Source organism: Burkholderia sp. GW821-FHT14F03 (assembly GCF_058803765.1).
Window position 1 is genome coordinate 103,366 of record NZ_JBXAPG010000012.1, and the last position, 24,791, is coordinate 128,156.

The following is a 24,791-nucleotide window of genomic DNA, read 5'->3' on the forward strand; positions in this document are numbered from 1 at the left end:
AACCCTGCCGCATCCATGCGTACCACTCGTTGAATCCGTGCTGCGCAGCCCCGCTGTTTCACGACGAGGCGCTCCAGGCCGACGCCGAACGCCAAACGCAGCGGCGTCAGCGCCTCGGGCCTCCTGCCCGCCCGTCGGCCCATGAACATCGCGAACCCTGCCGCATCCATGCGTACCACTCGTTGAATCCGTGCTGCGCAGCCCCGCTGTTTCACGACGAGGCGCTCCAGAACAACGCCGAACGCCGAACGCAGCAGCGTCAGCGCCTCGGGCCTCCTGCCCGCCCGTCGGCCCATGAACATCGCGAACCCTGCCGCATCCATGCGTACCATTCGTTGAATCCGTGCTGCGCAGCCCCGCTGTTTCACGACGAGGCGCTCCAGGCCGACGCCGAACGCCGCGCGCAGCGGCGTCAGCGCCTCAAGCCTCCTGCCCGACCGGCTGCCCCGCGAGCATCGCGAGCCCTTCGTGCAGCGCCGGGAACAGGCTGCGGTTGAAATTGTTCCAGCGCAGTTCGAGGATCGTGTCGTTGCGATCGATCTCGGTGTTCAGCACGTCGTGGATCACCTCGCCCGAATCGATGCCGTTGTCGACGTAATGGAACGACGCGCCCGTCAGGTACAGCGGCTCGACCGGCACGGTCGCCATCGTCTTCCAGTCGACCACCTTCTGGCCGCGCGCGCCGTACAGCGCATCGAGCGTCGCATACGCGCCGCGCCGCTCGTACGGCGATTCCGCGCGCGTCACGCCCGGATGGATGTTGACGACCTTGCGGCAATACGGCGCGCCCGGCCGCACCAGTTCGTCGAGGATCACGAGCAGCCCGTCGAGCACGACGAGGTCCGCGTGCAGGCCGTCGAGCGCATCGCGCAAGCGGCGCTCGAACACCTGCTTGCCGGCCGGCCGCAGCGGCGAATCGAGCGGCTCGCGCCGGTACTCCGACGGAATCGCCTGCAGCAGGTCATTGACCGGCGTGCCCTGCACGCGCAGCGCCGGCGGATAGAACCAGCGCTTGCCGCTCTCGTAGGCGAAGCCGTATTCGCGCAGCTTCTCGCGATCGAGCGGCGAGCCCGCGTCGTCGTCGTAGATCACGCGTTCGAGCGAGTACAGGTCGCCCAGCTCGGTCTCGTTGAGCGCCTCGACCAGCGATTCGAGCACGGACTTCATGTAGCGCGTGCCACCCTTGTACTCGACCTGCTGCCCCGCCCGGTCGGCGGCCGCGTTGCGCAGGGACCAGATGTATACGAGTTTCTTCTTCGTCATGGCCGTCATCAGTTTCCAGTGATGCGGCGCGCGATCGGCGCGCCGTCGTTGCGGATCCGGAGCGTCGCTCCGGGGCCGGCGCCGCGCGCGGCCCGGCGGATCGGCCGGGCCGCGTGCGCGGCGAACCGCGCGGCCGGCCCGGCGCGCGTGACGCCGGGCCGGCCGCCGCTTACCAGTTGTAGCGCGCCGAGGCGATCACGGTGCGCTCGTTGCCGTAGAAGCACACGTTCGCGGACTGGCACCCGCTCACGAACTTCCGGTTGGCGAGGTTGGTCGCGTTGACCGCGAAGCGCCAATTGCGCAGCTCGTAGTGCACGGCGGCGTCGAACAGCGTGTAGCTGCCGACCGTCAGCGAGTTGTCCGCCGCGCCCGCGACCGCGCTCTGATAGCGCACGCCCGCGCCGAACCCGAACCCGGCGAGCGGGCCGGTGCGCCACGTGTAGTCGCCCCACAGCGACGCCATCTGGCGCGGCCGCGGAATGTCGACCGGCCAGTTGTTGAGCGTGACGTCGGTGGCCTTGATGTTCTTCACGTCCTGGTACACATAGGCCGCGATCACCGACAGCTCGCGCGTGATGTTGCCGACCGCGCTCAACTCGATGCCGCGCGACCGCACTTCGCCCGCCTGCACCGAGTAGGTGTTGGTCGGATCGTTCGGGTCCGGCACCACGACGTTGGTCTGGTTGATCTGGTAGATCGCCGCGTTCAGCATCAGGTTCTTGCCCGGCGGCTGCCAGCGCAGGCCGGCCTCGATCTGGCGGCCCTTGGTCGGCGCCGCGATGCCGCCGCCCGTGATCTTGGTGCCGACCGCCGACGGATTGAACGAGCTCGAGTAGCTGAGGTACGGCGAGAGCCCGTAGTCGCCCTCGTAGGTCACGCCGACCCGCCCGGTGAACGCGTGCGCGCTCTGCGACTGCTGCAGGCTGTTCGCGATGTCGTTCTGGGTGGTGTTGACCCAGTCCTGGCGGCCGCCGAGCGTCAGGGTCCAGCGCTGCCACTTGATCTGGTCCTGCGCGTACACGCCGAACGCATTCATCGTCGTCTTGATGTCGGTGCGCGGATACGCGTTCGGGCCGGCGAAGATCGCGGTGGTGACCGGCAGGTACACCGGGTTGTACATGTTCAGGCTCGGCGCGAGCGCGAGCCATTCGCTGTCGGTGGTCGCCTGGCGGTTGTACTCGAAGCCGAACAGCAGCGTGTGCGCGAGCAGGCCGGTGCGGAATTTCGCCTGCGCCTGGTTGTCGATGTCGAAGCGGCTGTAGTTCATCTGGAACAGGCCCGCATAGCGCGTCATCGTCTGCTGGGTCGGATCCGAGGCGTCGAGGCCGCCGCCGTACACCGACGCGTTGTCGAGCGACAGGTGCATGAGCCGGGTGTTCTGGCGGAAGGTCCACACCGGGTTCAGGCGGTGCTCGAACTGATAGCCGACCGACCACTGCTTCTTGCGGTAGTACGAATAGTTCGGATCGCCGACGTACAGGTTCTCCGAGATCGGGCCGTTCGGGTTCGGCAGCACCGTGCCCTGCGCGGGCAGGAAGTTGTTCGACGCGTCGCTCCAGTCCTGCAGGTAGGTCGCGGACACTGTCAGCGAGGTGTCGGCGTTCGGCTGCCAGCGCACCGACGGCGCGACCGAGAAGCGCTTGTCGCCGTGCGGGCCGGTCAGCGCGTTGCCGTCGCGGCCGACCGCGACGAAGCGGTACGACAGCGTGCCGTCCTTGTCGATCTTGTCGCCCACGTCGAGCGACAGCTGCTTGCGCGCGTAGTTGCCAAGCTGCATGCCGACCTCGCGGATCCGCTCGCCGTTCGCGAGCTTGGTCTGCACGTCGATGATCGCGCCCGGATCACCCTGCCCGTACAGCACCGAGGTCGGGCCGCGCAGCACGGTGATGCTGTCGATCATGTAGGGGTCGATGCGCCAGCTCGCGAGATTCAGCGTGTTGGGCACTTGCAGGCCGTCGGCGTACACGGTCGGCGTGAAGCCGCGCAGCACCGAATACCAGTCCGAGCGGTTCTCCGAGCCGTAGGTCGAGAAGCCCGGCACGTAGCGCAGGGCCTGGTTGATGTCGGTCGCGCCGGTCGCCTCGATCTGCTGCGCCGTGACGACGTTGATCGTCTGCGGGATCTCGGTGATCGGCGTGTCGGTCTTGGTGCCGCTCGTGCTGCGTCGCGCGACGAGGCCGACCGTGGCCGCCTGCTCGCCCGACGCGGTGACGGAGATAGCGGGCAGCGTGCTGCCTGGCTTGGCGTCCGTGGTTGAAGTCTTGCTTGACCGCTGTTGTGCATCGCTCGCTGGCTGCGCCGCTTGCGCGTGCGCTTGGCTGGCTGCCGCTGCGTAAAATGCCACGCTCACCGCGGCTGCGATCGCACGCCGACGCGTGCCTGTTGCCCACTCCATCATTGCTCCATTTGCTTTGGCGGCCGGGAGGCCGCGCCTTTGTCAAAGAGCGATGGCCACCCGGCCGTCGCTCGCCCCGTTTTCTTGTGTCGCGGACCGGTTGCGGTCCGTCGTGTCTGGTCCGTTGTCGTTCTGTGCGCCCGCCTCGCCCTGTTCGAGCGAGGTGACGATCTCGTCGGCGCGCATGGCGAGCACCGACAGCAGCGTGTCCGACAGCCCGTGGCTGTCCTCGCAGCAGCCTTGCAGATAGATGCGCGGCTTGAAGTGCCCGGGCGTCGCGAGCTGGTAGTCGCGCGTCACGTCGCCGTTCGCGAGCGCGTCGCCGAGGTGCGGCGCGAGCCCGTCGAGCAGCGCGAGATGGGTGTCGCGGCGATAGCCCGTGGCGAGCACCAGCGCGTCGAAGCGCTCGGCGCGGCCCTGGCCCGTGAGGCGATCGCGCAGCGTCAGCTCGATCTGGCCCGTCGCGGTGCGCGCCGCGGCCTCGATCGCGGTGTTCGCGAGCAGCCGGTGGCGCGGCGTGTCGGCCACGTTCTGCAGATACAGCATTTCGTAGATCTGCTCGATCAGCGGCCGGTCGACCACCGCGTAGTTGGTGTCGCGGTAGCGTTCGAGCAGCGCGCGGCGGCTCTCCTTCGGCTGCGAATAAACCACGTCGGTGTAGGCCGGACTGAAGATCTCGTTGACGAACGGGCTGTCGTCGGCCGGCTTGAGCGCGCCCGAGCGGATCACGAGGCTCGCGTCGACCTGCGGGAAACGGCGCGTGAGGTCGACGAACACCTCGGCCGCGCTCTGGCCCGCGCCGATCACCGCGACCCGCTTGCGCGCGACCGCGCCCGGCGCGCCCACCGCGTGCTCGATCTGGTTCAGGTACTGCGACGAATGCACGACGTTGTGCGGGCCGAGCGCGGCGAACGCTTCCGGCACCTGCGCGGCGCCGCCGATGCCCACCGACAGCGCGCGCGTCACGCGCTGCCATTCGCGGCCCTCGGCGTCATGCGAGCTGACGCGCAGCGCGTCGATCTCGCCCGCGCGGCCGGCGGCCGCGACCGGCTCGATCGCCGTCACGGTCTCGCCATAGTGGACCTGCTCGTCGAACGCGTCGGCGACCCAGCTCAAGTAGTCGTGGAATTCGACGCGGGTCGGATAGAAGTTCTTCAGGTTCACGAAGTCGGCGAGCCGGCCGCGTTCGAACAGGTAGTTGATGAAGGTGAAGCGGCTCTTCGGATCGCGCAGCGTCGCCAGATCCTTCAGGAACGAGATCTGCATCCGGCAATCGTCGAGCAGCATCCCGCGGTGCCAGCCGAACGCCGCTTGCCGCTCGATGAAGCAGTGCGTGGGCCGCGCGCCGCGCGCCTGCTCCGCGAGCCGTACGGCGAGCGCCAGGTTCGACGGCCCGAAGCCGACGCCGATCAGGTCGAATACGGTATCTCTCTGCATGTCTCAGGTCCTATGACGGTATGGCCGCACGTCAGACGTGGCGGCCTGAAAAAAACGTGTCGCGTTCCGCGCGCATCGGCACATACCGGCCGGACGACGCCTGCGACGAGGTGAATTGGTAGCGTGCGAGGTAATCGATCATCCGGCTGTGATCGGCCCGGGGCGCGCAGTACACGGCTCCGGTGCGGGTATCGTCGAGAAACAGGTAGTGCACGAGCGACGGCAGCCACGCCGCGACATGGGCCGCGCCGCGCCAGCGCGATTCGCCGACCAGCGCGCGCCAGCCGCGGTCGTGGTCGCGCGCGTCGGCGAACGAGACGCCGCCCGGCGGGGTGCCGGCCGACGCATCGACGGCCGGCGGGGTGCCGCCCAGCGGAATACCACCCAACGGGGTGCGGCCCAACGGCGCCACGCTCGACGGTTCGCCGCCCGGCGCCCCGGCGCGGTAGGTCTCGACATAGCCGAACGGCTCGTCGTCGAACGCCGCGATCAGCGGCGCGACGCGCGGATCCGCAAGCTGGCGCGCCAGGTAAGCGCGCGCCGATTCGCGCGCGAGCCGGCCGTCCCATTGGGCGGCGATGCGCGGCGTGTCGAGCCAGCGCGCGACGCGCGCGCCGTCCGCGACGAGGCTCGCGCCGCGCAGCGTGAGCCGGCGGCCCAGCGCGGGCACGTCGCGCGCATAAAGGATGCCGTCCGACGGCGCGGCGCGGCGGCGCGTGCGCGCCCGGCCCGCCTGCGCGGGCAGCGCCGCGCGCGGCACGCGCCACAGCTCGGCCTGCTGCGCCCAGCGCTCGCGCAGGCAGCGGTCGCCGTCCAGCACGCCGTCGGCGCGCAGCGCGTCGGTCGTCTCGCGCGGCCATGCGGCCGGATCGATGCGCAGCGCGGTCAGCCTCGGGTTGCCCGCGAAGCCCGCGGCGAGCGCCGCCAGCAACGCGCGCCGCTGGTCCGGCGCGTCCGCGCGCGCATTGCACGCGACGAGCCGCAGCAGCGCCTCGTCGGTCAGTTGCACACGCAACAGCTGCGCGGCCAGGCCGTCGCCGCGCCCGACCGTGATCTGGTCGCCCTGGCGGGTCGCCGTCAGGTCGCCCGGGAAGGTCAGGGTGAAGGCGTCGGCCAGCGGCGCGCGGGTCTTAGTCAGCATCGCGCGCCTCCGTCACGGCGGCCTGCGCCGCGACGCGCGCGCCGAGCGCCGCGAACGCGGGCGCGGCGAACACGTCGGCCAGGCTCAGCACGAGCCCCGCCGCGCGCGCGGCGTCGACGAAGCGCACCACGTCGAACGAGCTGGCCCCCGCCTCGAACAAATCGTCGTGCGGCGCGGGCGCGTGGCCGTCGAAGACCGTGCGCCACACCTGCTCGAACGCGCCCGCGAGCTGCGCGGCCTGCGCCGCGTGCGTCGGCGCGGCGTTCGCCGCCGCGCCCGCGCGCGACGCGAGCGCGAAGCCGGGCTCGGCCTCGCCGAGCGGCGTGCGCGGCGCGTCGACCATGCGCCCGACCTCGATCAGGTAGGCGTCGAGCAGGGTCTGCACGAACCCGCCGTCGACGCGCTCGCGCGCATACGAGAACGCCCCCGTCACGCGGCCGTCCGGATGCTCGACCACGTCGAGTTCCAGCTCGAACACGACGCGGTGCCGCACGTCGTTGAAATCCTCCAGCGCGAGCCCGGCCCAGTCGCCGTGCGCCGCGCCGCTCGGGCGCAGGTAGTTGAACATCACCTGGAACAGCGGATTGCCGTGCGCGTCGCGCGGCGCGCCGAGCGCGGCAACCACCTCGGCGAACGGCGCGTCGGCGTGCGCATAGGCGGCGAGCGCCGCGTCGCGGACCGTCGTGAGCAGGCTCGCGGGCGTGTCGGCCGGCGCGAGCCGGGTGCGCACGACCACGGCATTGATGAACAGGCCCAGCGCGCGCTGCGCGGCGTCGCCCGACAGCTCGCGGGTCGAGGCCAGCACGCCGACCGGCTGGTCGGTCTCGCCCGTCACGCGGTAGAACGCCGCGTTGAATGCCGCATGCAGCAGCATCGGCAAGGTGGCGTGCGCATCGAGCGCGCGCGACCGGGCCCGCTGCGCGAGCGCGTCGTCCAGCGCGAACGCGAGCCGCCCGGCTTCCCAGCGCGGCACGGCGGCGCGCCCCGTCGCCGGGGCCGGCAGCACGCGCGCCGGCGTTTCCGCGAGCGCTTCGCGCCAGAACGCGAGGCGCGCCGCACCGCCCGCGACCGGCAGCACCGGCAGGTCGGACGGGATCTCGTCCGGCAGGACGGCGCCCGCGCGCAGCGCGACATAGGTCGCACGCAGTTCGTCGAGCCACACGTCGATCGACTGGCCGTCCGACACGATGTGATGGATCGCCAGCGACAGCACGTGGTCGTCGTCGCCGAGGCGCAGCAGCCGCGCGCGCCACAGCGGCGCGGCGATGTCCGGCGCAGCGGCGCCCGGCGCAGCGGCGCCCGACGCATCAGTGGCGCAAGATCCAGCGGCGTCGGCGCGCAGGTCGAACGGCGTCAGCGCGTCGTCGTCGGTCAGCGCGAGCGCCGCCTGCCGCGGATCGGGCGCGGGCGCGAGATCGACGACCGGCAGCGACGCCTCGACGTGCGCCTCGATGCGCTGGCCCGGCAGGCGGCCGGGCCGCTCCACGAGCCGCGCGCGCAGCGCCGGATGCCGCGCGACGGTCCGCGCGAAGGCCGCGCGCAGCGCCGCGACGTCGAGCGCCCCGCGCAGCCGCAGCGCGACCGGAATCAGATAGGCCGCGCTGTCGGGCTGCGCGCGCCACAGGTACCACAGGCCCAGCTGCGCGGCGGACAGCGGCCATACGCCGTCGGCGTCCGCCGCGAGCGCCGCGGCGCCCGGCGCCCCGCTCGTCTCGACGGTCGCGGCGCTCGCCACGCGCTGCGCGTACTGCGCGAGCAGCGGCGTCTCGAACAGCGCGCGCACCGGCACGTCGCGCCCGAGCCGGTCCGCGACGCGGGTGGCGACGCGCACGGCCGCGAGCGAATGCCCGCCGATCTCGAAGAAATGATCGCCGCGGCCGACCCGCGCGACCTCGAGCACCTCGCGCCAGATCTGCGCGAGCGCGCTTTCGAGCCCGGCCGCCGGCGCTTCATAGGCGCGCTCGACGCGCTGCGGTTCCGGCAGCGCGGCGCGGTCGACCTTGCTGTTCGCGTTACGCGGCAGCGCGTCCAGCACGACGATGTGCGCAGGCACCATGTAATCGGGCAGCGTGCGGCGCAGGTGGGCATCGAGCGTCGCGGCGTCGGCGCGCTGCGCGCTGACGCGCGCCTGCTCGCTCAACTCGACATAGGCGACGAGCGCCGCCTGCGCGCCCTTGCCGCGCACCACCGCGACCGCCTCGCGCACGTCGTCGTGCGCGGCGAGCTGCGCCTCGATCTCGCCCAGCTCGATGCGCAGGCCGCGCAGCTTCACCTGGTGATCGACGCGGCCGATGAAATCGAACACGCCGTCCGCGCGCCGCTTGACCAGGTCGCCCGTGCGATACAGCCGCGCGCCCGGCGCGCCGTACGGGTCGGGCACGAAGCGCTCGGCCGTGAGCCCGGGGCGGTCCAGGTAGCCGCGCGCGACGCCGATCCCCTCGCCGCCGAGATACAGCTCGCCGATCACGCCGACGGGCAGCGGATTGAGCCGTGCATCGAGCACGTGTGCGCTGCGTGCGCCGACCAGCGTGCCGATCGGCAGATAGGCCGCGTCCGCGAGCTTCGCGGGGTCGTCGCCGGGCGCGAACATCCACAGCATCGGCGTGATCACGGTCTCGGTCGGCCCATAGCCGTTGACGACCCGCACCTCGGGCAGCGCGCGGCGCAGCAGCGCGAACGCCTCGCGCGAGGTCGCCTCGCCGCCCACCGTCAGCGAACGCAGCGTCGGCGGCGCGCCGTGGTCGAGCGCCCACTCGGCGAGCTGGGTCGCGCAGCCGGGCGGCACGTAGGTCATCGTCACGCCGTACTGGCGGATCAGGCGGAAGGTCTGCGCGGGCGGCCACAGCGTGTCCGCCGTCACCGCGACGGCCGCGCCGCTCATGTACTGCGAGAACCAGCCCTCGTGCGCGCCGTCGAAGTTGACCGACTGGAACAGCATGAACACGTCGCGCTCGGTCACGCCGTAGCGCTCGGCAATCGCCGCGCAGTGCGCGGCGAACGCGCCGTGGTCGACCACCACGCCCTTCGGCTTGCCGGTCGAGCCCGAGGTGTAGATCACATAGGCCGCCTGATGCGGCGAGACCTCGGGCAGCGCCGCCTCGGGCGCATCGATCCGTTCCGCGTCGACGAGCCACAGCTGCATCGCGTCGTTCACGGGCAGCGCGGCGACGCTCGCGCGCTCGGTGATCACGTGCGTGATGCGCGCATCGTCGAGCATCTGCGCGAGCCGTTCGCGCGGATGCGCGGGATCGAGCGGCACGAACGCGCCGCCCGACTTGAGCACCGCGATCAGCGCGACCGGCAGTTCCACCGAACGCGTCAGCGCCACGCCCACCCGCATCTCGGGGCATACGCCCGCCGCGACCAGCCGGCGCGCCAGTCGCGCGGCGCGCGCATCGACTTCGCCGCGCGTCAGCGTGCGCGCGCTGTCGGCCACGCCGAGCGCGTCGGGCCGCGCGCGCGCATGCGCCGCGATCCGCTCGTGCACCGCGCTGAACGGTTCGAGCGCATGCGCGGCGACGTTCCAGTCGCGCAGCTGGCGGCGCTCGTCGTCGGGCAGCCACTGCAGGTCGCCGAGCGCGCGCGCGGGGCCGGCCAGCGCGTCCTCGAGCAGCACCACATAGCGGCGCGCGAGCCGTTCGATCGCCGCGGCGTCGAACAGGTCCGTGGCATAGACGAAGCGCGCGCCGAGCGTGCCGTCGTCCTGTTCGTCGATGCTCAAGGTCAGGTCGAACTTCGCGAACGGCGCACCCGACGGCAATTCGGTCATCGTCACGTCGGCCAGCGCGGGCATCGCGCGGCGCGCGCCGTACGCGGCCATCACCTGGAACAGCGGATGATGGCTCGCGCTGCGCGCGACGCCGAGCGCCTCCACGACCTGCTCGAACGGCACGTCCTGGTGCGCCTGCGCATCGATCAGCGCGCGCTGGGTGGCGTCGACGAGCGTGTCGAAGCGCTGCGCCAGGGGCGTTTGCAACGCGATCGTCAGCGTGTTCACGAAGAAGCCGATCAGCCCCGCCGTCTCGCCGCGCTCGCGGTTCGCCGACGGCACGCCGAGCTGCAGCTGCGCATCGCCCGACGCACGCGCGAGCAAGGCGCCGAACGCCGCGAGCAGCACCGAGAACGGCGTCGCGCGGCGCGCCAGCGCGAACGCGCGGACCCGCTCGGCGAGCGGCGCGGCCAGCACGAACGGATGGCGCGCGCCGCGCGCGCTGCGCTGCGCGGGACGCGGCGCGGCGCCCGGCAGCATCAGCACGTCGCGGCCCGCGTCGAGCGCGCCGCGCCAGTAGTCGAGCTGGCGCTCGCGCTCGCCCGCGTCGAGCCAGCGGCGCTGCCACAGCGCGTAGTCCGCGTACTGGATCGGCAGCGGCGCGAGCGAGACCACCTCGTTCTTCGCATAGGAACGGTAGAACGAGGCCAGCTCCGCCAGCATCACGTCGGCCGACCAGCCGTCCGACACGATGTGGTGCACGGTGAGCGCGAGCCAGTGCGTGCGCGCATCGAGCCGGATCAGGTGGGCGCGCAGCAGCGGCCCGTGCGCGAGATCGAACGGCCGCGCCTCGTCCGCCTGCGCCAGATCGGCCGCGCGCGCCTCGCGCCCGGCGGCCGGCAGCGCGTCGAGTTCGCTGCTGCGCCATGGGCAGCGCGCGGGCGCGTGCACGGTCTGCTGCACGCCGTCCGCGCCTTCCTCGAAGGTGGTGCGCAGCGCCTCGTGACGCGCGATCAGCGCGTCGCACGACAGCCGCAGCGCATTCGCGTCGAGCGCGCCGTCGAGCCGCAGCCGCTCGGTGATGTGGTACGCCGCCGGCTCGTCGATCATGCGCGCATGCAGCCACAGCCGGGTCTGCGCGAACGACGCCGGCACGCTCGCCGCGCGTTCCGCGCGCGGCGGGATCGGCAGCAGGCGGAAATCGATGCCCGCCGCGTCGAGCTTCTGCAGGAACACCTGGCGCTGGGCCGGCGGCAGTTGCGCGAAACGCGCGGCGAGCGACAGCAGATCCGGTTTGGCAGTGGTCATCCTCGGTCCTTGTTATTGAATTTCCAGCTCGCCGAGCAATGCATCGATCGCGTCCGCGGCGTCCTGCCCGGACAAGCCGCCGCGCGCGGCGAGCGCGTGGTCGATCACCGCCGCGCAGCGCGCGAGCGTGCGTTCCTCGAACAGCTGGCGCAGCGGCAGCGTCAGCGCCCAGTGCAGGTTCGCCTGCGCGTTGACCTGGGTCGCGAGCAGCGAATGGCCGCCGAGCGTGAAGAAATCGTCGTCGCAGCCGACCGCGTCGAGCTTCAGCGCGCGCTGCCAGATCCCGGCGAGCGTGCGTTCCGTCTCGGTGCGCGGCGGCGTCACCGCGCGCGCCGCGCGCTCGGGCGTCGGCAGCGCGCGCCGGTCGCACTTGCCGTTCGGCGTGACGGGCAGCGCCTCCAGCGCGATCAGCTGCGACGGCACCATGTAGGCGGGCAGTTGCGCGCGCAACGCATCGAGCAGCGCGGCGGCGTCCGGCGCGGGGTTCGCGCCGTGCGCGACATAGCCGACCAGCTGGTCGTCGTGCACGATCACGACCGCGTCGCGCACGCCCAGCGCGGCGCGCAGCAGCGCCTCGATCTCGCCCGGTTCGAGCCGCTGGCCGCGCAGCTTGACCTGCGCGTCGAGGCGGCCCAGGTAGTCGAGCGCGCCGTCGGCGCGGCGCCGCACCAGGTCGCCCGTGCGGTACAGGCGCGCGCCGCCGCCGGACGGGTCCGGCACGAAGCGCTCGGCCGTCAGCGCCGCGCGGCCCAGGTAGCCGCGCGCGAGGCCCGCGCCGCCCAGGTGCAGTTCGCCGATCCCGCCCTCCGGCGCCGGATGGCCGGCCACGTCGAGCACGTGCAGCTGCAGGTTCGCGATCGGATGGCCGATCGGCACCGCCGCCGCGCGGCCGTCGTCGGCCGTGCAGGTCCAGTGCGACACGTCGATCGCCGCCTCGGTCGGGCCGTACAGGTTGAACAGCCGCGCGTGCGGCAGCAGCGCCTGCACGCGCGCGACCAGCGCGGGCGCGAGCGCCTCGCCGCTCGCGACGATCCGCGTGATGCTCGCGCAGCGCGCCGCGACGCCGAAATCGTCGAGATGCGCGACGAACGCGGCCAGCATCGACGGCACGAAATGCAAGGTCGTGACCCGGTGCGCGGCGATCGTCTCGACCAGCCGCGCCGGATCGCGGTGATCGCCCGGCGCCGCGATCGCGAGCGTCGCGCCGATCGCGAGCGGCCAGACGAACTCCCAGACCGACACGTCGAAGCCGAACGGGGTCTTGTGCAGCACGACGTCGTCGCGCGTGAGCCGGTACGCGTCCTGCATCCACGCGATCCGGTTCGCGAGCGCCGCGTGCGTGTTGCCCGCGCCCTTCGGCTTGCCGGTCGAGCCGGAGGTGTAGATCAGGTAGGCCAGCTGATCGGCCGCGACCTCGGTGCGCGCGCCGGGCTCCGGCGCGCCCTGCAGCAGCGCGTCGACGGTGACCACCGGGGTCGCGCCCGCGACGGCCGTCGCGACCCGCTCGCGCAGATGCGCCTGCGTGAGCACCACGGCGGGCCGCGCGTCGCGCAGCAGGTAGTCGATGCGGTCGGCCGGATAGTCGGGGTCGACCGGCAGGTAGGCCGCGCCGGCCTTCAGCACGCCGAGCAGCGCGATCACCATGTCGAACGAACGCTCGACGCACAACGCGACCGCCGTGTCCGGCAGCACGCCGGCCACGCGCAGCGCGGCGGCCGCGCGCTCGGCCTGCTGGTCGAGTTCGCGATAGCTGAGCCGTCGCGCCGCGCCGGACGGCTCCGTCATTTCCAGCGCGATGGCGTCGGGCGTCGCCTGCGCGGCCGCCTCGAATTGCCGGTGCAGCGGCGCCTGCTGGGCCGCCGGCCAGTCGCGCGCGGTCGCGTTCGCCTGCGCGGCCCGTGCGAGCGTCGCGTCGCTCGCGCAGGCCAGCGCGCCCAGCGGCGCGTCCGGCGCGGCGACGAGCCCGCCCAGGCAGGCGACGAACGCGTCGTGCAGCGCCGCGACGCGCGCCTCGCCGAGCCGCGCCGTGTCGTAGCCGTAATCGATCGTGAGCGTCTGCCCCGCCTCGATCACGAGCGTCAGGGCGAAATCGGTCGCCTCGATGTTGCGCAGGTCGCGCTTTTGCAGTGCGCGCGGCTCGCGGCCCTGCCAGGCCTCGTCGACCGGATAGTTCTCGAACACGACCAGCGTGTCGAACAGCGCGCGGCCGCCCTGGCCCGCCCACTGCTGGATCTCGTAGAGCGGCGTGTGCGCGTGGTCGAGCGCGGCCGCGTTGTCGCGCTGCAGGTCCGCGAGCCACCCGCGCGCGCTGCGCTGCGGCAGCGGCGCGGCGATCACGGGCAGCGTGTTGATGAAGAGGCCCAGCACCGTGTCGATCTCGGCCAGCGCATCCGGCCGGCCCGCGACCGTCGCGCCGAACGCCACCGCCGCGCGATTCGTCACGCGCTGCAAGGCCAGCGCCCAGGCGCCCTGCACGAGCGTGTTGACGGTGATCTTCAGCTGTCGCGCGGCGTCGCCCACGCGCGCGGTCGTCGCCGCGTCGAGCGTGGCGCGCCAGGTGCGGTTCGCGCCCGTCTCGCCCGGCTGCGGCTCGCGCTCGGCGATCAGCGTCGGTTCGTCGAGACGCGCGAGCCGGTCGAGCCAGAACGCGCGCTCGGACGCCGCGTCGCGGCTCGCGAGCCACGCGATGAAGTCGCGATAGCGCACCCGCGCCGGCGCGGCGAACGGGTTCGGACGCGGCGGTTCGAGGTAGTCGCGCAGCACGTCCGCGAAGCAGCGCGCCGTGCTCCAGCCGTCGAGCAGCAGGTGATGGCGCGTCCACACGAGACGCCATTCCGCGTCGCCGAAACGGATCAGCGCGACCCGCATCAGCGGCGGCGCGGCGAGATCGAAGCCGCGCGCCCGGTCGGCCGCGAGCCACGCGTCGAGCGCCGCGTCGCGCTCGGCGAGGTTGCGCCAGTCGAGTTCCTCGACGGGCAGCGTCGCCTGCCGGTGCACGACCTGCATCGGCGCGGCCTCGTCGGCCGTGAAGCCGGTGCGCAGGATGTCGTGGCGCGGCGGCGCGGCCTCGAACGCGGCGCGCAGGCGCGCGATGTCCGGCGCGTCGAGCGTCGCGACCAGCTGGTTCACGTAGGTCGACTGCTCGGGCGCGAACAGCGCGTGGAACAGGATGCCCTGCTGCATCGGCGCGAGCGGATAGATGTCGTCGATCGTGCGCAGGTCGAACGGCAGGCGTTCGAGCGCCGCCTGCGTGAGGCCCGCCGCGCGCGCGAGCGGGTAGTCGCCCGGGGTCGCGCCCGCGCCGCGAGACGCGAGACGCTCGGCGCAGGCGTCGGTCAATTCGGTCAGCGCGGCCGAGAAGCGCGCGGCCAGCGCGTCGATGGTCGCGCGCTCGAACTGCGTCGCGCCGTACACCCAGTGCACGCGCAGCGTGCGGCCGTCGTGCGCGTCGATATACGCGTGAATCGCGAGCGCGTTGCCGATCGGGCCGCCCGGATCGCGTTCGAGGCCCGCGCCGCCGAAGCGCGGCACGAGCGCCGCGTCGCGCGGCGCGTCGAACTGCCCCAGGTAGTTGAAGGTCACGCGCGGCCGCGGCACCGCCGCGAGCGCCGTGCGCGCGGCATCGTCGCCGTAGTGGCGCAGCACGCCGAAGCCCAGCCCCTTGTTCGGCACGTCGCGCAAGCTGTCCTTCACGCCCGCGAGCGTCGCGAGCGGCGTATCCGCCACCGCGAACGCAACCGGATAGTGGCTCGTGAGCCAGCCCGGCGTGCGGCTCGCGTCCAGCTCGTCGAACAGCGCCTCGCGGCCGTGGCCCTCCAGCTCGATCCGGCAGGCGGCCTGCCCGGTCTGGCGACCGAGCGCCTGCGCGAGCGCCGCGATCAGCAATTCGACCATCTGCGTGCGGTATGCGCCGTTCGCCTCGGTCAGCGCGCGGCGCGTCAGGTCCGCGTCGAGCGCCTGGATCACGACCGCCGCGTCGGCGTTGGTCGCGCGCGCGTCCGGATGATCGAGCGGCAGATCCTCGTGCGGCGCGGCGAGCGCGGCCCAGCCCGGCAGCTCGGCCGCGAACGGCCCGTGCGGATCGCGCGCCGCGCGCGCGAGGCGCGCCGCCCACTGCGACGCGCTTGCCCCGGTGGACGCGAGCCGCACCGCGCGGCGCTCGGCGGCCGCGCGATAGGCGGCGTCGAGATCGTCGAGCAGCACGCGCCAGGTCACGCCGTCGACGATCAGGTGGTGAATCGCGAGATAGAGGCGCGTCGCGCCGTCCGGCAGCGCGGCGGCGAACGCGCAGGCGAGCGGACCGCGTTCGAGGTCCAGCCCGGCCTGCAGCGCGTCGAACTGCGCGAGCGCGTCGGTTTCGTCGCGCGCCACGCCCGCCGCGAGCGGCAGCGTGTCGAACGCGCGCGGCGCTTCGCTCGGTTGCCACTCGCCTTGCGGGCCGGTCGGCGTGAAGCGCTGGCGGAATACCGCGTGATGCGTGAGCACGGTGTCGAACGCGCGCGTGAACGCGTCGAAATCGAACGGCGCGGCGGGCGTCAGCTCGATCGACTGGTTCCAGTGGCCGCGACGCGGGATGTCGAGCGCGAAGAAGCGTCGTTGCGCGGGCAACAGCATGGGCGCGTCGGCCTGCGCCGCCGCGGGCGCCGCCCGGGTCGCGGCGGCCGGCGCGGCCGCGTCCGTCGCGACCGCGACGCGCGCGAGCTTCGCGACGGTCGGGCCGTCGAACAACTGCTTGGGTGTGAATTTCACGCCGCGCTTGCGGGCGCGTGCGATCACCTGCAACACCAGGATCGAATCGCCGCCCAGCGCGAAGAAATCGTCCTCGCGGCCGATCCGCCCGGTTTTCAGCACCTCCTGCCAGACCGCGGCCAGCACGGTCTCGACCGGCCCTTGCGGCGCATCGGCCGGGCGGTCGGCGACCGGCGCGGGCGCGGCGGCCAGCACGCGCAGCGCGGCGCGATCGATCTTGCCGTTGGCGGTGACGGGCAGGCTCGCGCACACCTGCAGCACGGCCGGCACCATGTAGTCGGGCAGCCGCGCGGCCAGCGCGCCGCGCAGCGCGGCGTCGTCGAGCCGCGCGCCGGCCGCCGGCGTCACGAACGACGCGAGCCGCAGCCGGCCCTCGTGCTCGACCGCGAGCGTTTCCGCCTGCGCGACGCCGTCGAGCGCGCGCAGCGCGGCGCTCACCTCGCCCGGTTCGACCCGGTAGCCGCGAATCTTGACCTGGTCGTCGAGACGGCCGAGGAACGCGATGCGGCCGTCCGCGCGCAACCGCACGCGGTCGCCGGTGCGGTACAGGCGCGCGCCCGGCGTGAACGGGTCCGGCACGAAGCGCTCGGCGGTCGCGCCCGCGCGGCGCAGATAGCCGCGCGCGAGCCCCGGCCCGCCCAGGTACAACTCGCCGATCCCGCCCGGCGGCACCGGCGCGCCGCTCGCGTCGAGCACGCACGCGTCGGCGTTCGGCAGCGGCCGGCCGAGCGGCACGCTCAGCGCGCCCGGCGCAGCCAGCGCGGCCTCGCGCAGCACGGCCTGGGCCGGCGCGGAAAGGTCGCACACGAGCGCGCCGACCGTCGCTTCGGTCGGTCCGTAGTGGTTGATCACGCGGCACGCGGGCTTGAGCGCCGCGAGGCGCGCGACGAGCGACCACGGCAGCGCCTCGCCGCCCGTGACGAGCGCGTGTGCGGGCAGCACGTCGGCGGCCGCCTGCGCGTCGAGCAGCGCATGCAGGTGGCTCGGCACGATCTTCAGCACGCCCACGTCGCGGCTGCGCATCTCGTGCGCGAAACGGTCCGGGTCGAACGCGCAGGACGCGGGCAGCAGATGCAGCGTGCGCCCCGAGCACAGCGCGCCGAACAGCGTCGTGTGCCCGAGGTCCGCCGCGACCGTCGACACCATCGCCATCGACGCGTCCGGCGCGAACGCCAGCTCGTCGAGCAGGCCGTCGACATAGTCGGCCAGCGCGCGATGGTCGATCACCACGCCCTTCGGCGTGCCGGTCGAGCCGGACGTGAAAATCAGATAGGCCGCCTGCCCCGGCAGCGGCGCGGGCAGCCGCGCCTCGGCCGGCGCGGGCTCGCCGCCCAGCGCGTCGACGTCGAGCGGCGTCGCTGCGTCGCCGAGCGCCGCCGCGGCGGCGGCGTCCAGCCCCGCGCCCTCGACCAGCAGCCAGCGCGCGCCGCACGCGTCGAGCGCGGCGGCAAGCCGCTCGGGCGGCGCGGCGGGATCGAGCGGCACCGCATAGGCGCCGGACTTCAGCACGCCGAGCCACGCGGCGACGAAGCGCGTCGTGCGTTCGAAGCGCAGCGCGACCGCCTGCTCGGGGCCCGCGCCGCGCCGGCGCAGTGCGTGCGCCAGCCGGTCGGACCAGGCATCCAGCGCCGCGAAGCTCAGGCTCGCGTCCGCATCGACCACGGCCGCGCGCTGCGGCGCCTCGGCCGCCGCGCGGGCGAACCGCGCCAGCACGTGTTCGGTGGTTGCAAGCGCGCGGCCGCGCTGCGGCGCGCGCGTCGCCGCGCTCGCGCAGGCGAGCGCCGCGATCGGCTGGCGCGGATCGCGCACCGCGTCCGCGAGCAGCGCCGCATAGCTGTCGAGCCAGGCGCGCGCGGTGTCGGCGTCGATGCCGTCGAGCGCGAACGCGGCCACCAGCTCGATGCCCTGCGGATCGTCGGTGAAATCGAGCGCGTAGTCGAAGCGCGCGCCGAGATCGAGCCCGGCCGCCATGCGCGCCGTCGCGCCCGGCAGCGACGCCGACAGCGCCAGATCGAACTGCTGCGCGAACTTGACCTTGAGCCAGGCCTCGCCGCGCCGCGCGGGCGGCTGCACCGCGTCCAGCACCTGATCGAACGGCACGTCCTGGTGCGCGAAGGCCGCGACCGCGTCGCGCCGCACCGCGTCGACCAGCGCCGCGAAGCGCTGCGCCGGGCTCACCCGCGCGCGCAGCGCGAGCGTGTTCAGGAACAGGCCCACGAGCGGCCGGGTCTCGGCCTGCGCGCGGTCCGCGACCGGCGCGGCGACCACCAGGTCGCGCTCGCCCGTCAGGCGGAACAGCCACGCGTCGAACGCGGCCAGCAGCAGCGTGAACGGCGAGGCGCGCAGCTGGCGCGCGGTGTCGCGCAGCGCCTCCGACAGCGCGGCGGACAAGCGCAGCGCCACGCGGCCGCCGCGATGATCCGCGGCCGCGCCGCGCGCCCGGTCGAGCGGCAGCGCGAGCGGCGCGGGCGCCTGCGCGAGCGCCTCGCGCCAATAGTCGAGCTGGCGCGCGCCCTCGCCCCCGGCGAGCATCGCGCGCTGCGCCTGGGCATAGTCCGCGTACTGGATCGGCAGCGCCGGCGACGCCGGCTCCCGGCCTTCCGCGAACGCGGCATAGGCGCGGGTCAGTTCATCGAATGCGCAGCGCGAGCTCCAGCCGTCGCTGACCGCATGGTGGGTGGTGAGCAGGAAATGCTGCGCGCCGCCCGTCAGCGTGACGAGCGTGGCGCGCACGAGCGGCCCGCCCGACAGGTCGAACGCCGCGCCCGCGTGCTGGCGGGTCAGGTCGGCGAGACGCGCCGCGCGCACCGCGTCGTCGAGACCGCGCAGGTCGACCATCGCGAGCGTCACCGGCAGGCGGCGGTGGATGCGCTGCCACACCACGCCGTCGTCGTCCTCGACGAGCGTCGTGCGCCATGCTTCGTGGCGCGCGAGCAGATGGTCGAGCGCGCGTTGCAGCACGGCGGGATCGAGCAGGCCGTCGATGTCCCATTGCACGGCGACGTGATAGGCGTCGCCCGCGTCCTGGGTGCGCGCGAGCACCCAGAAGCGCTGCTGCGCGAACGAGGCGGGACGGTCGCGGTACGGCGTGGACAGGTCGGCGCTCGCCGCCTCGATCTTCAGCGCGCGCGCGGGCGCGGCGGCATCGGGCTCGCCCTGCTCGATCGCGGCCGCCAGTTCGGCCAGCGTCGCATCGTCGAACAGCGCCTCGAGCCGCAGCGCGACGCCCCATTCGGCGCGGATCGCGGCCTGCAACTGCATCGCGCCGAGCGAATCGCCGCCGCGCGCGAAGAACCGATCGGTGCGGCCGAGCGGCGCGGCCTCGTCGAGCAGGCGCTGCCACAGCGCCGCGAGGCGCGTCTCGGTCGCGCCGACGGGCGCGACATGATCGTCGTCGGCCACGGCCGGCAGCGCCGCGACCGAATCGCGCAGCGCGGCGCGGTCGAGCTTGCCGTTCAAGGTATACGGCAGCCGCGTGAAGCGCGCGAAGCGGTGCGGCAGCCACGCCGCCGGCAGATGCGCGCCCAGGTGCGCCTTGAGCGCCGCATCGGCGAGCGGCTCGGTCAGCACCACGCAGGCGGTCAGCTGAGTGCGGCCGCCCGCCGTCTCGGCGAGCACGCCGGCGTCGCTGACGGCCGGATGCGCGAGCAGGCATGCGGCGATCTCGCCGGGTTCCACGCGCACGCCGCGCACCTGCACCTGATCGTCGATCCGCCCGAGGTAGTCGAACGACCCGTCCGCGCGTTCGCGCGCGAGATCGCCGGTGCGATAGATGCGCTCGCCCGGCTCGCCGCCCGGATCCGGCAGGAAACGCTCGGCGGTCAGCCCGGGCCGGCCGTGATAGCCGCGCGCGAGACACACGCCGCCGAGCAGCAATTCGCCGTCGGCGCCCTGCGGCGCGCCGCCGTCGATGCGCGCGACGCGGCGTCCGATCGGCCAGCCGATCGGCAGCGACGCATAGCCCTGGTTCGGATCGAGCGTGGGCGTCGCGCCCGGATCGACCGGCCACAGCATTGGCGAGATCACCGCCTCGGTCGGCCCGTAGCCGTTGACGAGCCGCTGCGCGGGAAACACCCGGCGGATCTCGTCGAAGCTGTCCTGCGACATCGCCTCGCCGCCGAACAGCAGCACGCGCAGCGACGGCGGCACGCCGTCGCGCGCGCACACCGCCGCGAATTCGCGCAGATAGGCGGGCGGCAAGGTGGTGTTGGTCACGCCCTCGCGCACCATGAACGCGTGCGCGGTCTGCGGCGCGAACGGCGGCGGATCGCTGATCACGACGCTGCCGCCGACCGCGAGCGGCACGAGCCAGGCCTCGATCGCGACGTCGAAATTGACCGACGCGAAATGCAGCACGCGGTCGTCCGCCCCGATCGGCAGCGAGGCCGCGAGCGCGTCGCCGTGCGCGGCGAGCGGGCCGTGCTCGACCACCACCGCCTTCGGCGTGCCGGTCGAGCCGGAGGTATAGATCATGTAGGCGGCCGCGCGCGGGTGCACGGGCGCGTCGCCGGGCGTGCGCGGCGCGGCCGGATCGGGCTCGGCCACGCTCGCGACCTCGAAGCAGCGCGCGAAGCGCGCGCGCATCGCGGCGTCCGCCGAGGCGTCGACGATGCCGTGCGCGAGGCCCGCGTCGCGGGCCACCCAGTCGAGCCGCGCGCCCGGATGGCGCGGATCGAGCGCGACGAACACGCCGCCCGCCTTGAGCACCGCGAGCAGCGCGACGAACAGGTCGCACGAGCGCGCGACGCACACCCCGACCCGCACCTCGGTCGTCACGCCGGCGGCCGTCAGCTGCGCGGCGAGGCGCGCGGCGCGGTCGTCCAGCTCGCCGCGCGTGAGCCGCACCGTGCCGGGGGTGAACGAGGCGAGCGCCGGGGCGTCGGGGGCAAGGCGCGCAAGCGCGTGAATTCGGTGGTGCAGCGCAGTCGGAAAGCTCGTCATGGCGTGAAGTCCGGTGGATCCGGCCGTTTCCGGCCCTGTCGTTCAGGTCGCCGCCCGCATTGGGGGCCGCTTCACAAGTGAGACGAACCACGCGCGCAAATCTTTACCGTGACCGCGCAATCATTTGCGCGCCCGGCCTGTGGTAAAGATTTGCCGCGCCCGTTCGTCATAGTGTCGAGAGGCGCCCCGGAAACCGCTGTCATCTGCGTGTCATGGGGCCGCCATGCCCATCCGCCCTATTCGCCCCTGTTGCCGATGACATCAGCCACCGAGCAGTTCGACCCTCCCTCCGCCGACCGGCGCGCCGCCCGACCGGCGATCCGGCTCATCCTCGGCCTCCTGAAGCGCTCGCGCGGCGCGTTCACGATCGCGCTCGTCGCCTGCGTGCTGAACGGCATCGCGAGCGTGCTGCTGGTCGCCACGCTGAGCAAGGCGCTGTCCCAGCCCGACGCGGCCGGCGCGACGCTCGCGCTGCGCTTCGGCCTGTGCGCGGTGATCGCGCTCGTCACCCGGATCATCACCGGCGTGCTGTTCGCCCGGCTGTCGCAGGACACCATGGCGCAGCTGCGCGAGCACGTCGCGCGCCGGGTGGCCGCGGCCGAGCTGCAGGACGTCGAACGGATCGGCGCCGCGCCCGTGCAGTCGGTGCTGACCGACGACGCCACCAATGTGTCGATGCTGTTCTTCGCGCTGCCGAATCTGGTGATGCACGGCTCGATCGTGTTCGGCTGCCTCGGCTACCTCGCCTGGCTGTCGTGGCCGGTGTGCCTGCTCGCGGTCGCGGCGATCCTGGTCGGCTCGCTCGGCTATCACGCCGGCGACAAGCGCGCGATCGCGCTGCTCGAAGCCGCCGGGCGCTCGCAGGACAAGCTGTTCGGCTATCTCGGCGCGCTCTTCACGGGCGCCAAGGAGCTGAAGCTGCACCAGGCCCGCGCGCGGCAGTTCATCGACGGCCAGCTCGGCGCGGCGATCGGCGAGGTGCGCGACCATCGCCGCCGCGCGTTCAGCGCGTATGCGGTCGGGGTCGGCTGGATCGTGTTCCTGTTCTACGTGTTCCTCGGCGTCGCCGCGTTCTGGCCGGCGCTGGGCGTGCGCGGCGACGGCCCGGCGGCGTCCGGCTACGTGGTCGTGTTCCTGTTCATGCTGCTGCCGCTCGACGGCCTGCTCAACAACGTGCCCACCCTCAACGCGGCGCGCGTCTCGCTCGACCGCATCGAGAAGCTGATGGCCCAGTTCGGCGCGCTGCGCGTGGTGCCGCCGCCGCCCGAAGCGGCGTCGCATGCGCCGTTCCGCACGCTCGCGCTGCGCGACGTCACGCATTCGTATTTCCATGAGCGCGACGAGCGGATGTTCCGCGTCGGGCCGATCAACCTGACGCTGCAGCCGGGCGAACTGGTGTTCATCGTCGGCGGCAACGGCAGCGGCAAGACCACGCTCGCGAAGGTGCTGACCGGGCTGTACGAGCCCGAAGGCGGCGCGATCGAGATCGACGGCCAGCCGATCGGGTTCGCCGAGCGCGGCGCGTACCGCGAGCGCTTCACCGCCGTGTTCAACGATTTCCACCTGTTCGACGCGCTGCTCGGGATCGTCGATCCGAACGACGCGTCGCGCGCCCAGGCCGACGCGCGCGCGAACGCGCTCGTCGCGAAGCTCGCGCTCGATCACAAGGTGCAGGTGGTGGACGGCGCGTTCTCGACGCGCGCGCTGTCGACCGGCCAGCGCAAGCGCCTCGCGCTCGTGGTCGCGTACCTGGAGGATCGCCCGCTGTACCTGTTCGACGAATGGGCGGCGGACCAGGATCCGCAATTCAAGGCGGTGTTCTACGAGCAGCTGCTGCCCGAGCTGCGCGCGCGCGGCAAGACCGTGATCGTGATCAGCCACGACGACCGCTATTTCCCGATCGCGGACCGCGTGCTGAAGCTCGACAACGGCAGCATCGTCAGCGAGACCTTCGGCACCGCGCATGCGGCGCTCGCGACGCCCGTCGCGGCGAACGGCACGGCCGGCTGAGCCGGGCGGGACCGGTCGTCCGGCAAGCAGAACGCGGCGCGTGCCCGATGGGGACGCGCCGCGTTTTTTCATGCGCGGCGCGGGCTCAGGCGGGATCCCCGCGCAGGAACGCCTCGATCAGCGTGACGAAGTACGGCGGGCACTCCTGCATCGGGTAGTGCCCGCAGTTCGGCACGACCGCGAGGCGCGCATTCGGGTGCCACGCGAGGAAGCTGCGCCGCATCGCCGCCGCGTCGAGCCCGGGATCGTGGTCGCCGACCATCACGAGAAAGCGCGTGGCGAGCCCGCGCACCTGGTCGACGAACCCGGGCCCGTTCAGCATCGCGAGATAGCCGGGCCGGCAGGCCGGCGAGACCGCCGCGCGGCGCTGCCGCAGCTTGGCCTCGATCCAGCCCGGCGACAAGCCGCCCGCGACATGACGGAGCAGCCGGCGCAAGGCGGCGTCGTCCGTCGCGACCTGCTCGAAGAACGCCCGCGCCTCGGCGTCGAGCCCCTGCCCCGCGGCGGACACCGGGCACACCGCCACCGCGCCCAGGATCCGCCCGGGCGCGACGGCCGCGAGCCGCTGCGTCACCATCCCGGTCATTGAATGGCCGATCACGTGGAAGCCCGTCCAGCCGAGCCGGTCGGCGAGCGCGAGGCAGTCGGCGCTCACCTCGTCGAGCGTATACGCGCCCGTCAGGTGGAACGAGCGGCCGTATCCGCGCAGGTCGGCGAACACATAGGTGAACGCGTCGCCGTCGAGATACGGGAGGATGGCGTCGTAGTTCGTGTGGTCGCCGAGCCAGTCGTGCAGCATCAGCACGCGCACGGGGCCGTCGCCGTGCCGGCGGTGGCCGAGGCCTTCGTCCGGATGGGCGGCGCGGGAGAGAGAAGAGACGGGATTCATGTCGCGCAATTCCTTTTCGGTGGAGGAAAGCCAAAAAGAAACGCCCTCCTGGCGGACCGGGAGGGCGTTGCGCGTGACGACAAAGTGCGGCGATCGTATCAAGACCGCGCGCGCGAATCAAGCGTTGGGACCGGCCGGGGCGATACGGCGCGCATCACGCATCACGCATCGCGGGCTGCGCGGCGCGGCTCACCCTTCGGCTGCTTCACGACGCATCCAGCCCGGCCCGGCGCGCACCAGCACCGTCACGGCCAGCGGCGCGACCTCCGGACCGAACGGCGCATCGGGCGACGTACCCAGCGCATGCGCGAGCGCGGCGCGCACCAGCGCCGGATGGGTGACGGCGACGATCCGACCGCCCGCCGGCAAGCCGTCGAGCCAGCCGCCCACCCGCCGCCGCGCATCCGCGAACGCTTCGCCGCCGTGCGGATGCGCGCGCGGATCCGCCAACCAGGCCCGCAGCGCATCCGGGGCCGTCTGCGCGAGGCGCGCGAGCGGCACGCCGCGCCAGCGGCCGTAGTCGAGATCCGCCAGCCCCGCCTCGGGCGCGGCAGGCAGGCCGAGCGCCTCGGCGGTCTGCCGCGCGCAGCGCGCCGGGCTGCTGCACGCGCGCGCGCCGGCGGGCGGCGTCCAGCGCGCGCGCAGCGCGGCCGCCTCGGCGAGACCGCGCGCATCGAGCGGATCGTCGTCGGGGAACGCGCCGCTCCGCATCGCGCGGGTCGCCGCATGCGCGACGAGATACACGACGAGGTCGGCGTCGGCCGCCCGATGCGGCCCGCCCTCCGATTGCTCCGGCAAAAAAATCACGCGTACAATGCCCTCCGAATACGAACGCGGAAGCCGGTGCGAATCCGGCGCGGTCGCGCCACTGTAACCGGCGATCCCTGATCCCGGAAGCCAGACCTGCGTTCCTTGCCTTTCCTCACCACCCTTGACGGGGCGCGATTCC

At 73.3% G+C, this 24,791-nt stretch carries 10 protein-coding genes and 1 riboswitch; of the genes, 1 reads left to right on the top strand and 9 read right to left on the bottom strand.

Annotated features, from left to right (window positions below; genetic code table 11):
• The 7 genes from AC1RQF_RS10485 to AC1RQF_RS10515 all read right to left on the bottom strand — a co-directional run.
• The coding region (locus AC1RQF_RS10485; protein WP_492871982.1) for a hypothetical protein at window positions 1-332 on the bottom strand (332 nt) is incomplete at its 3' end.
• Between the two features lie 88 nt (window positions 333-420).
• Window positions 421-1,263 carry a formyl transferase gene (locus tag AC1RQF_RS10490; RefSeq protein WP_274003273.1) on the bottom strand — a complete coding sequence of 281 codons (843 nt, stop codon included), beginning with the start codon at window positions 1,261-1,263 and terminating at the stop codon, window positions 421-423.
• Between the two features lie 169 nt (window positions 1,264-1,432).
• Window positions 1,433-3,658 (bottom strand): TonB-dependent siderophore receptor, encoded by a 2,226-nt coding sequence (locus AC1RQF_RS10495; protein WP_492871983.1) that lies wholly within the window; start codon window positions 3,656-3,658, stop codon window positions 1,433-1,435.
• 42 nt (window positions 3,659-3,700) lie between these two features.
• Window positions 3,701-5,095 (bottom strand): lysine N(6)-hydroxylase/L-ornithine N(5)-oxygenase family protein, encoded by a 1,395-nt coding sequence (locus AC1RQF_RS10500; protein ID WP_492871985.1) that lies wholly within the window; start codon window positions 5,093-5,095, stop codon window positions 3,701-3,703.
• Window positions 5,096-5,126: 31 nt separating this feature from the next.
• Window positions 5,127-6,236: a GNAT family N-acetyltransferase gene (locus AC1RQF_RS10505; protein ID WP_492871986.1), complete on the bottom strand. Its 1,110-nt coding sequence runs from the start codon at window positions 6,234-6,236 to the stop codon at window positions 5,127-5,129.
• Window positions 6,226-11,253, bottom strand: coding sequence for an amino acid adenylation domain-containing protein (locus AC1RQF_RS10510; RefSeq protein WP_492871988.1), 5,028 nt, complete (start codon window positions 11,251-11,253; stop codon window positions 6,226-6,228). Before AC1RQF_RS10510 ends, AC1RQF_RS10505 begins: the two co-directional genes overlap by 11 nt.
• A gap of 12 nt (window positions 11,254-11,265) precedes the next feature.
• Window positions 11,266-20,943, bottom strand: coding sequence for an amino acid adenylation domain-containing protein (locus AC1RQF_RS10515; RefSeq protein ID WP_492871989.1), 9,678 nt, complete (start codon window positions 20,941-20,943; stop codon window positions 11,266-11,268).
• Between the two features lie 255 nt (window positions 20,944-21,198).
• Between AC1RQF_RS10515 and AC1RQF_RS10520 the strand changes: the two genes are divergently transcribed.
• The gene (locus AC1RQF_RS10520) at window positions 21,199-22,953 is read left to right on the top strand and encodes a cyclic peptide export ABC transporter (protein WP_274003285.1); all 1,755 of its coding nucleotides are present in this window, start codon (window positions 21,199-21,201) and stop codon (window positions 22,951-22,953) included.
• 85 nt (window positions 22,954-23,038) lie between these two features.
• Here the strand turns inward: AC1RQF_RS10520 and AC1RQF_RS10525 are convergent, their stop codons facing one another.
• Entirely contained in the window at window positions 23,039-23,842 is an 804-nt protein-coding gene (locus AC1RQF_RS10525; protein ID WP_274003286.1) for an alpha/beta fold hydrolase, read from the bottom strand.
• Between the two features lie 189 nt (window positions 23,843-24,031).
• Window positions 24,032-24,649: a histidine phosphatase family protein gene (locus AC1RQF_RS10530; RefSeq protein WP_492871991.1), complete on the bottom strand. Its 618-nt coding sequence runs from the start codon at window positions 24,647-24,649 to the stop codon at window positions 24,032-24,034.
• Window positions 24,640-24,767: riboswitch (cobalamin riboswitch) on the top strand. (Overlaps the previous gene by 10 nt.)
• Window positions 24,768-24,791 lie beyond the last annotated feature (24 nt).

Bases quoted from the DNA above. Each gene is read 5' to 3' on its own strand.
- AC1RQF_RS10510 (WP_492871988.1), bottom strand. From the start codon at position 11,253: ATGACCACTGCCAAACCGGATCTGCTGTCGCTCGCCGCGCGTTTCGCG.
- AC1RQF_RS10490 (WP_274003273.1), bottom strand. From the start codon at position 1,263: ATGACGAAGAAGAAACTCGTATACATCTGGTCCCTGCGCAACGCGGCC.
- AC1RQF_RS10525 (WP_274003286.1), bottom strand. From the start codon at position 23,842: ATGAATCCCGTCTCTTCTCTCTCCCGCGCCGCCCATCCGGACGAAGGC.
- AC1RQF_RS10500 (WP_492871985.1), bottom strand. From the start codon at position 5,095: ATGCAGAGAGATACCGTATTCGACCTGATCGGCGTCGGCTTCGGGCCG.
- AC1RQF_RS10495 (WP_492871983.1), bottom strand. From the start codon at position 3,658: ATGGAGTGGGCAACAGGCACGCGTCGGCGTGCGATCGCAGCCGCGGTG.
- AC1RQF_RS10505 (WP_492871986.1), bottom strand. From the start codon at position 6,236: ATGCTGACTAAGACCCGCGCGCCGCTGGCCGACGCCTTCACCCTGACC.
- AC1RQF_RS10520 (WP_274003285.1), top strand. From the start codon at position 21,199: ATGACATCAGCCACCGAGCAGTTCGACCCTCCCTCCGCCGACCGGCGC.
- AC1RQF_RS10515 (WP_492871989.1), bottom strand. From the start codon at position 20,943: ATGACGAGCTTTCCGACTGCGCTGCACCACCGAATTCACGCGCTTGCG.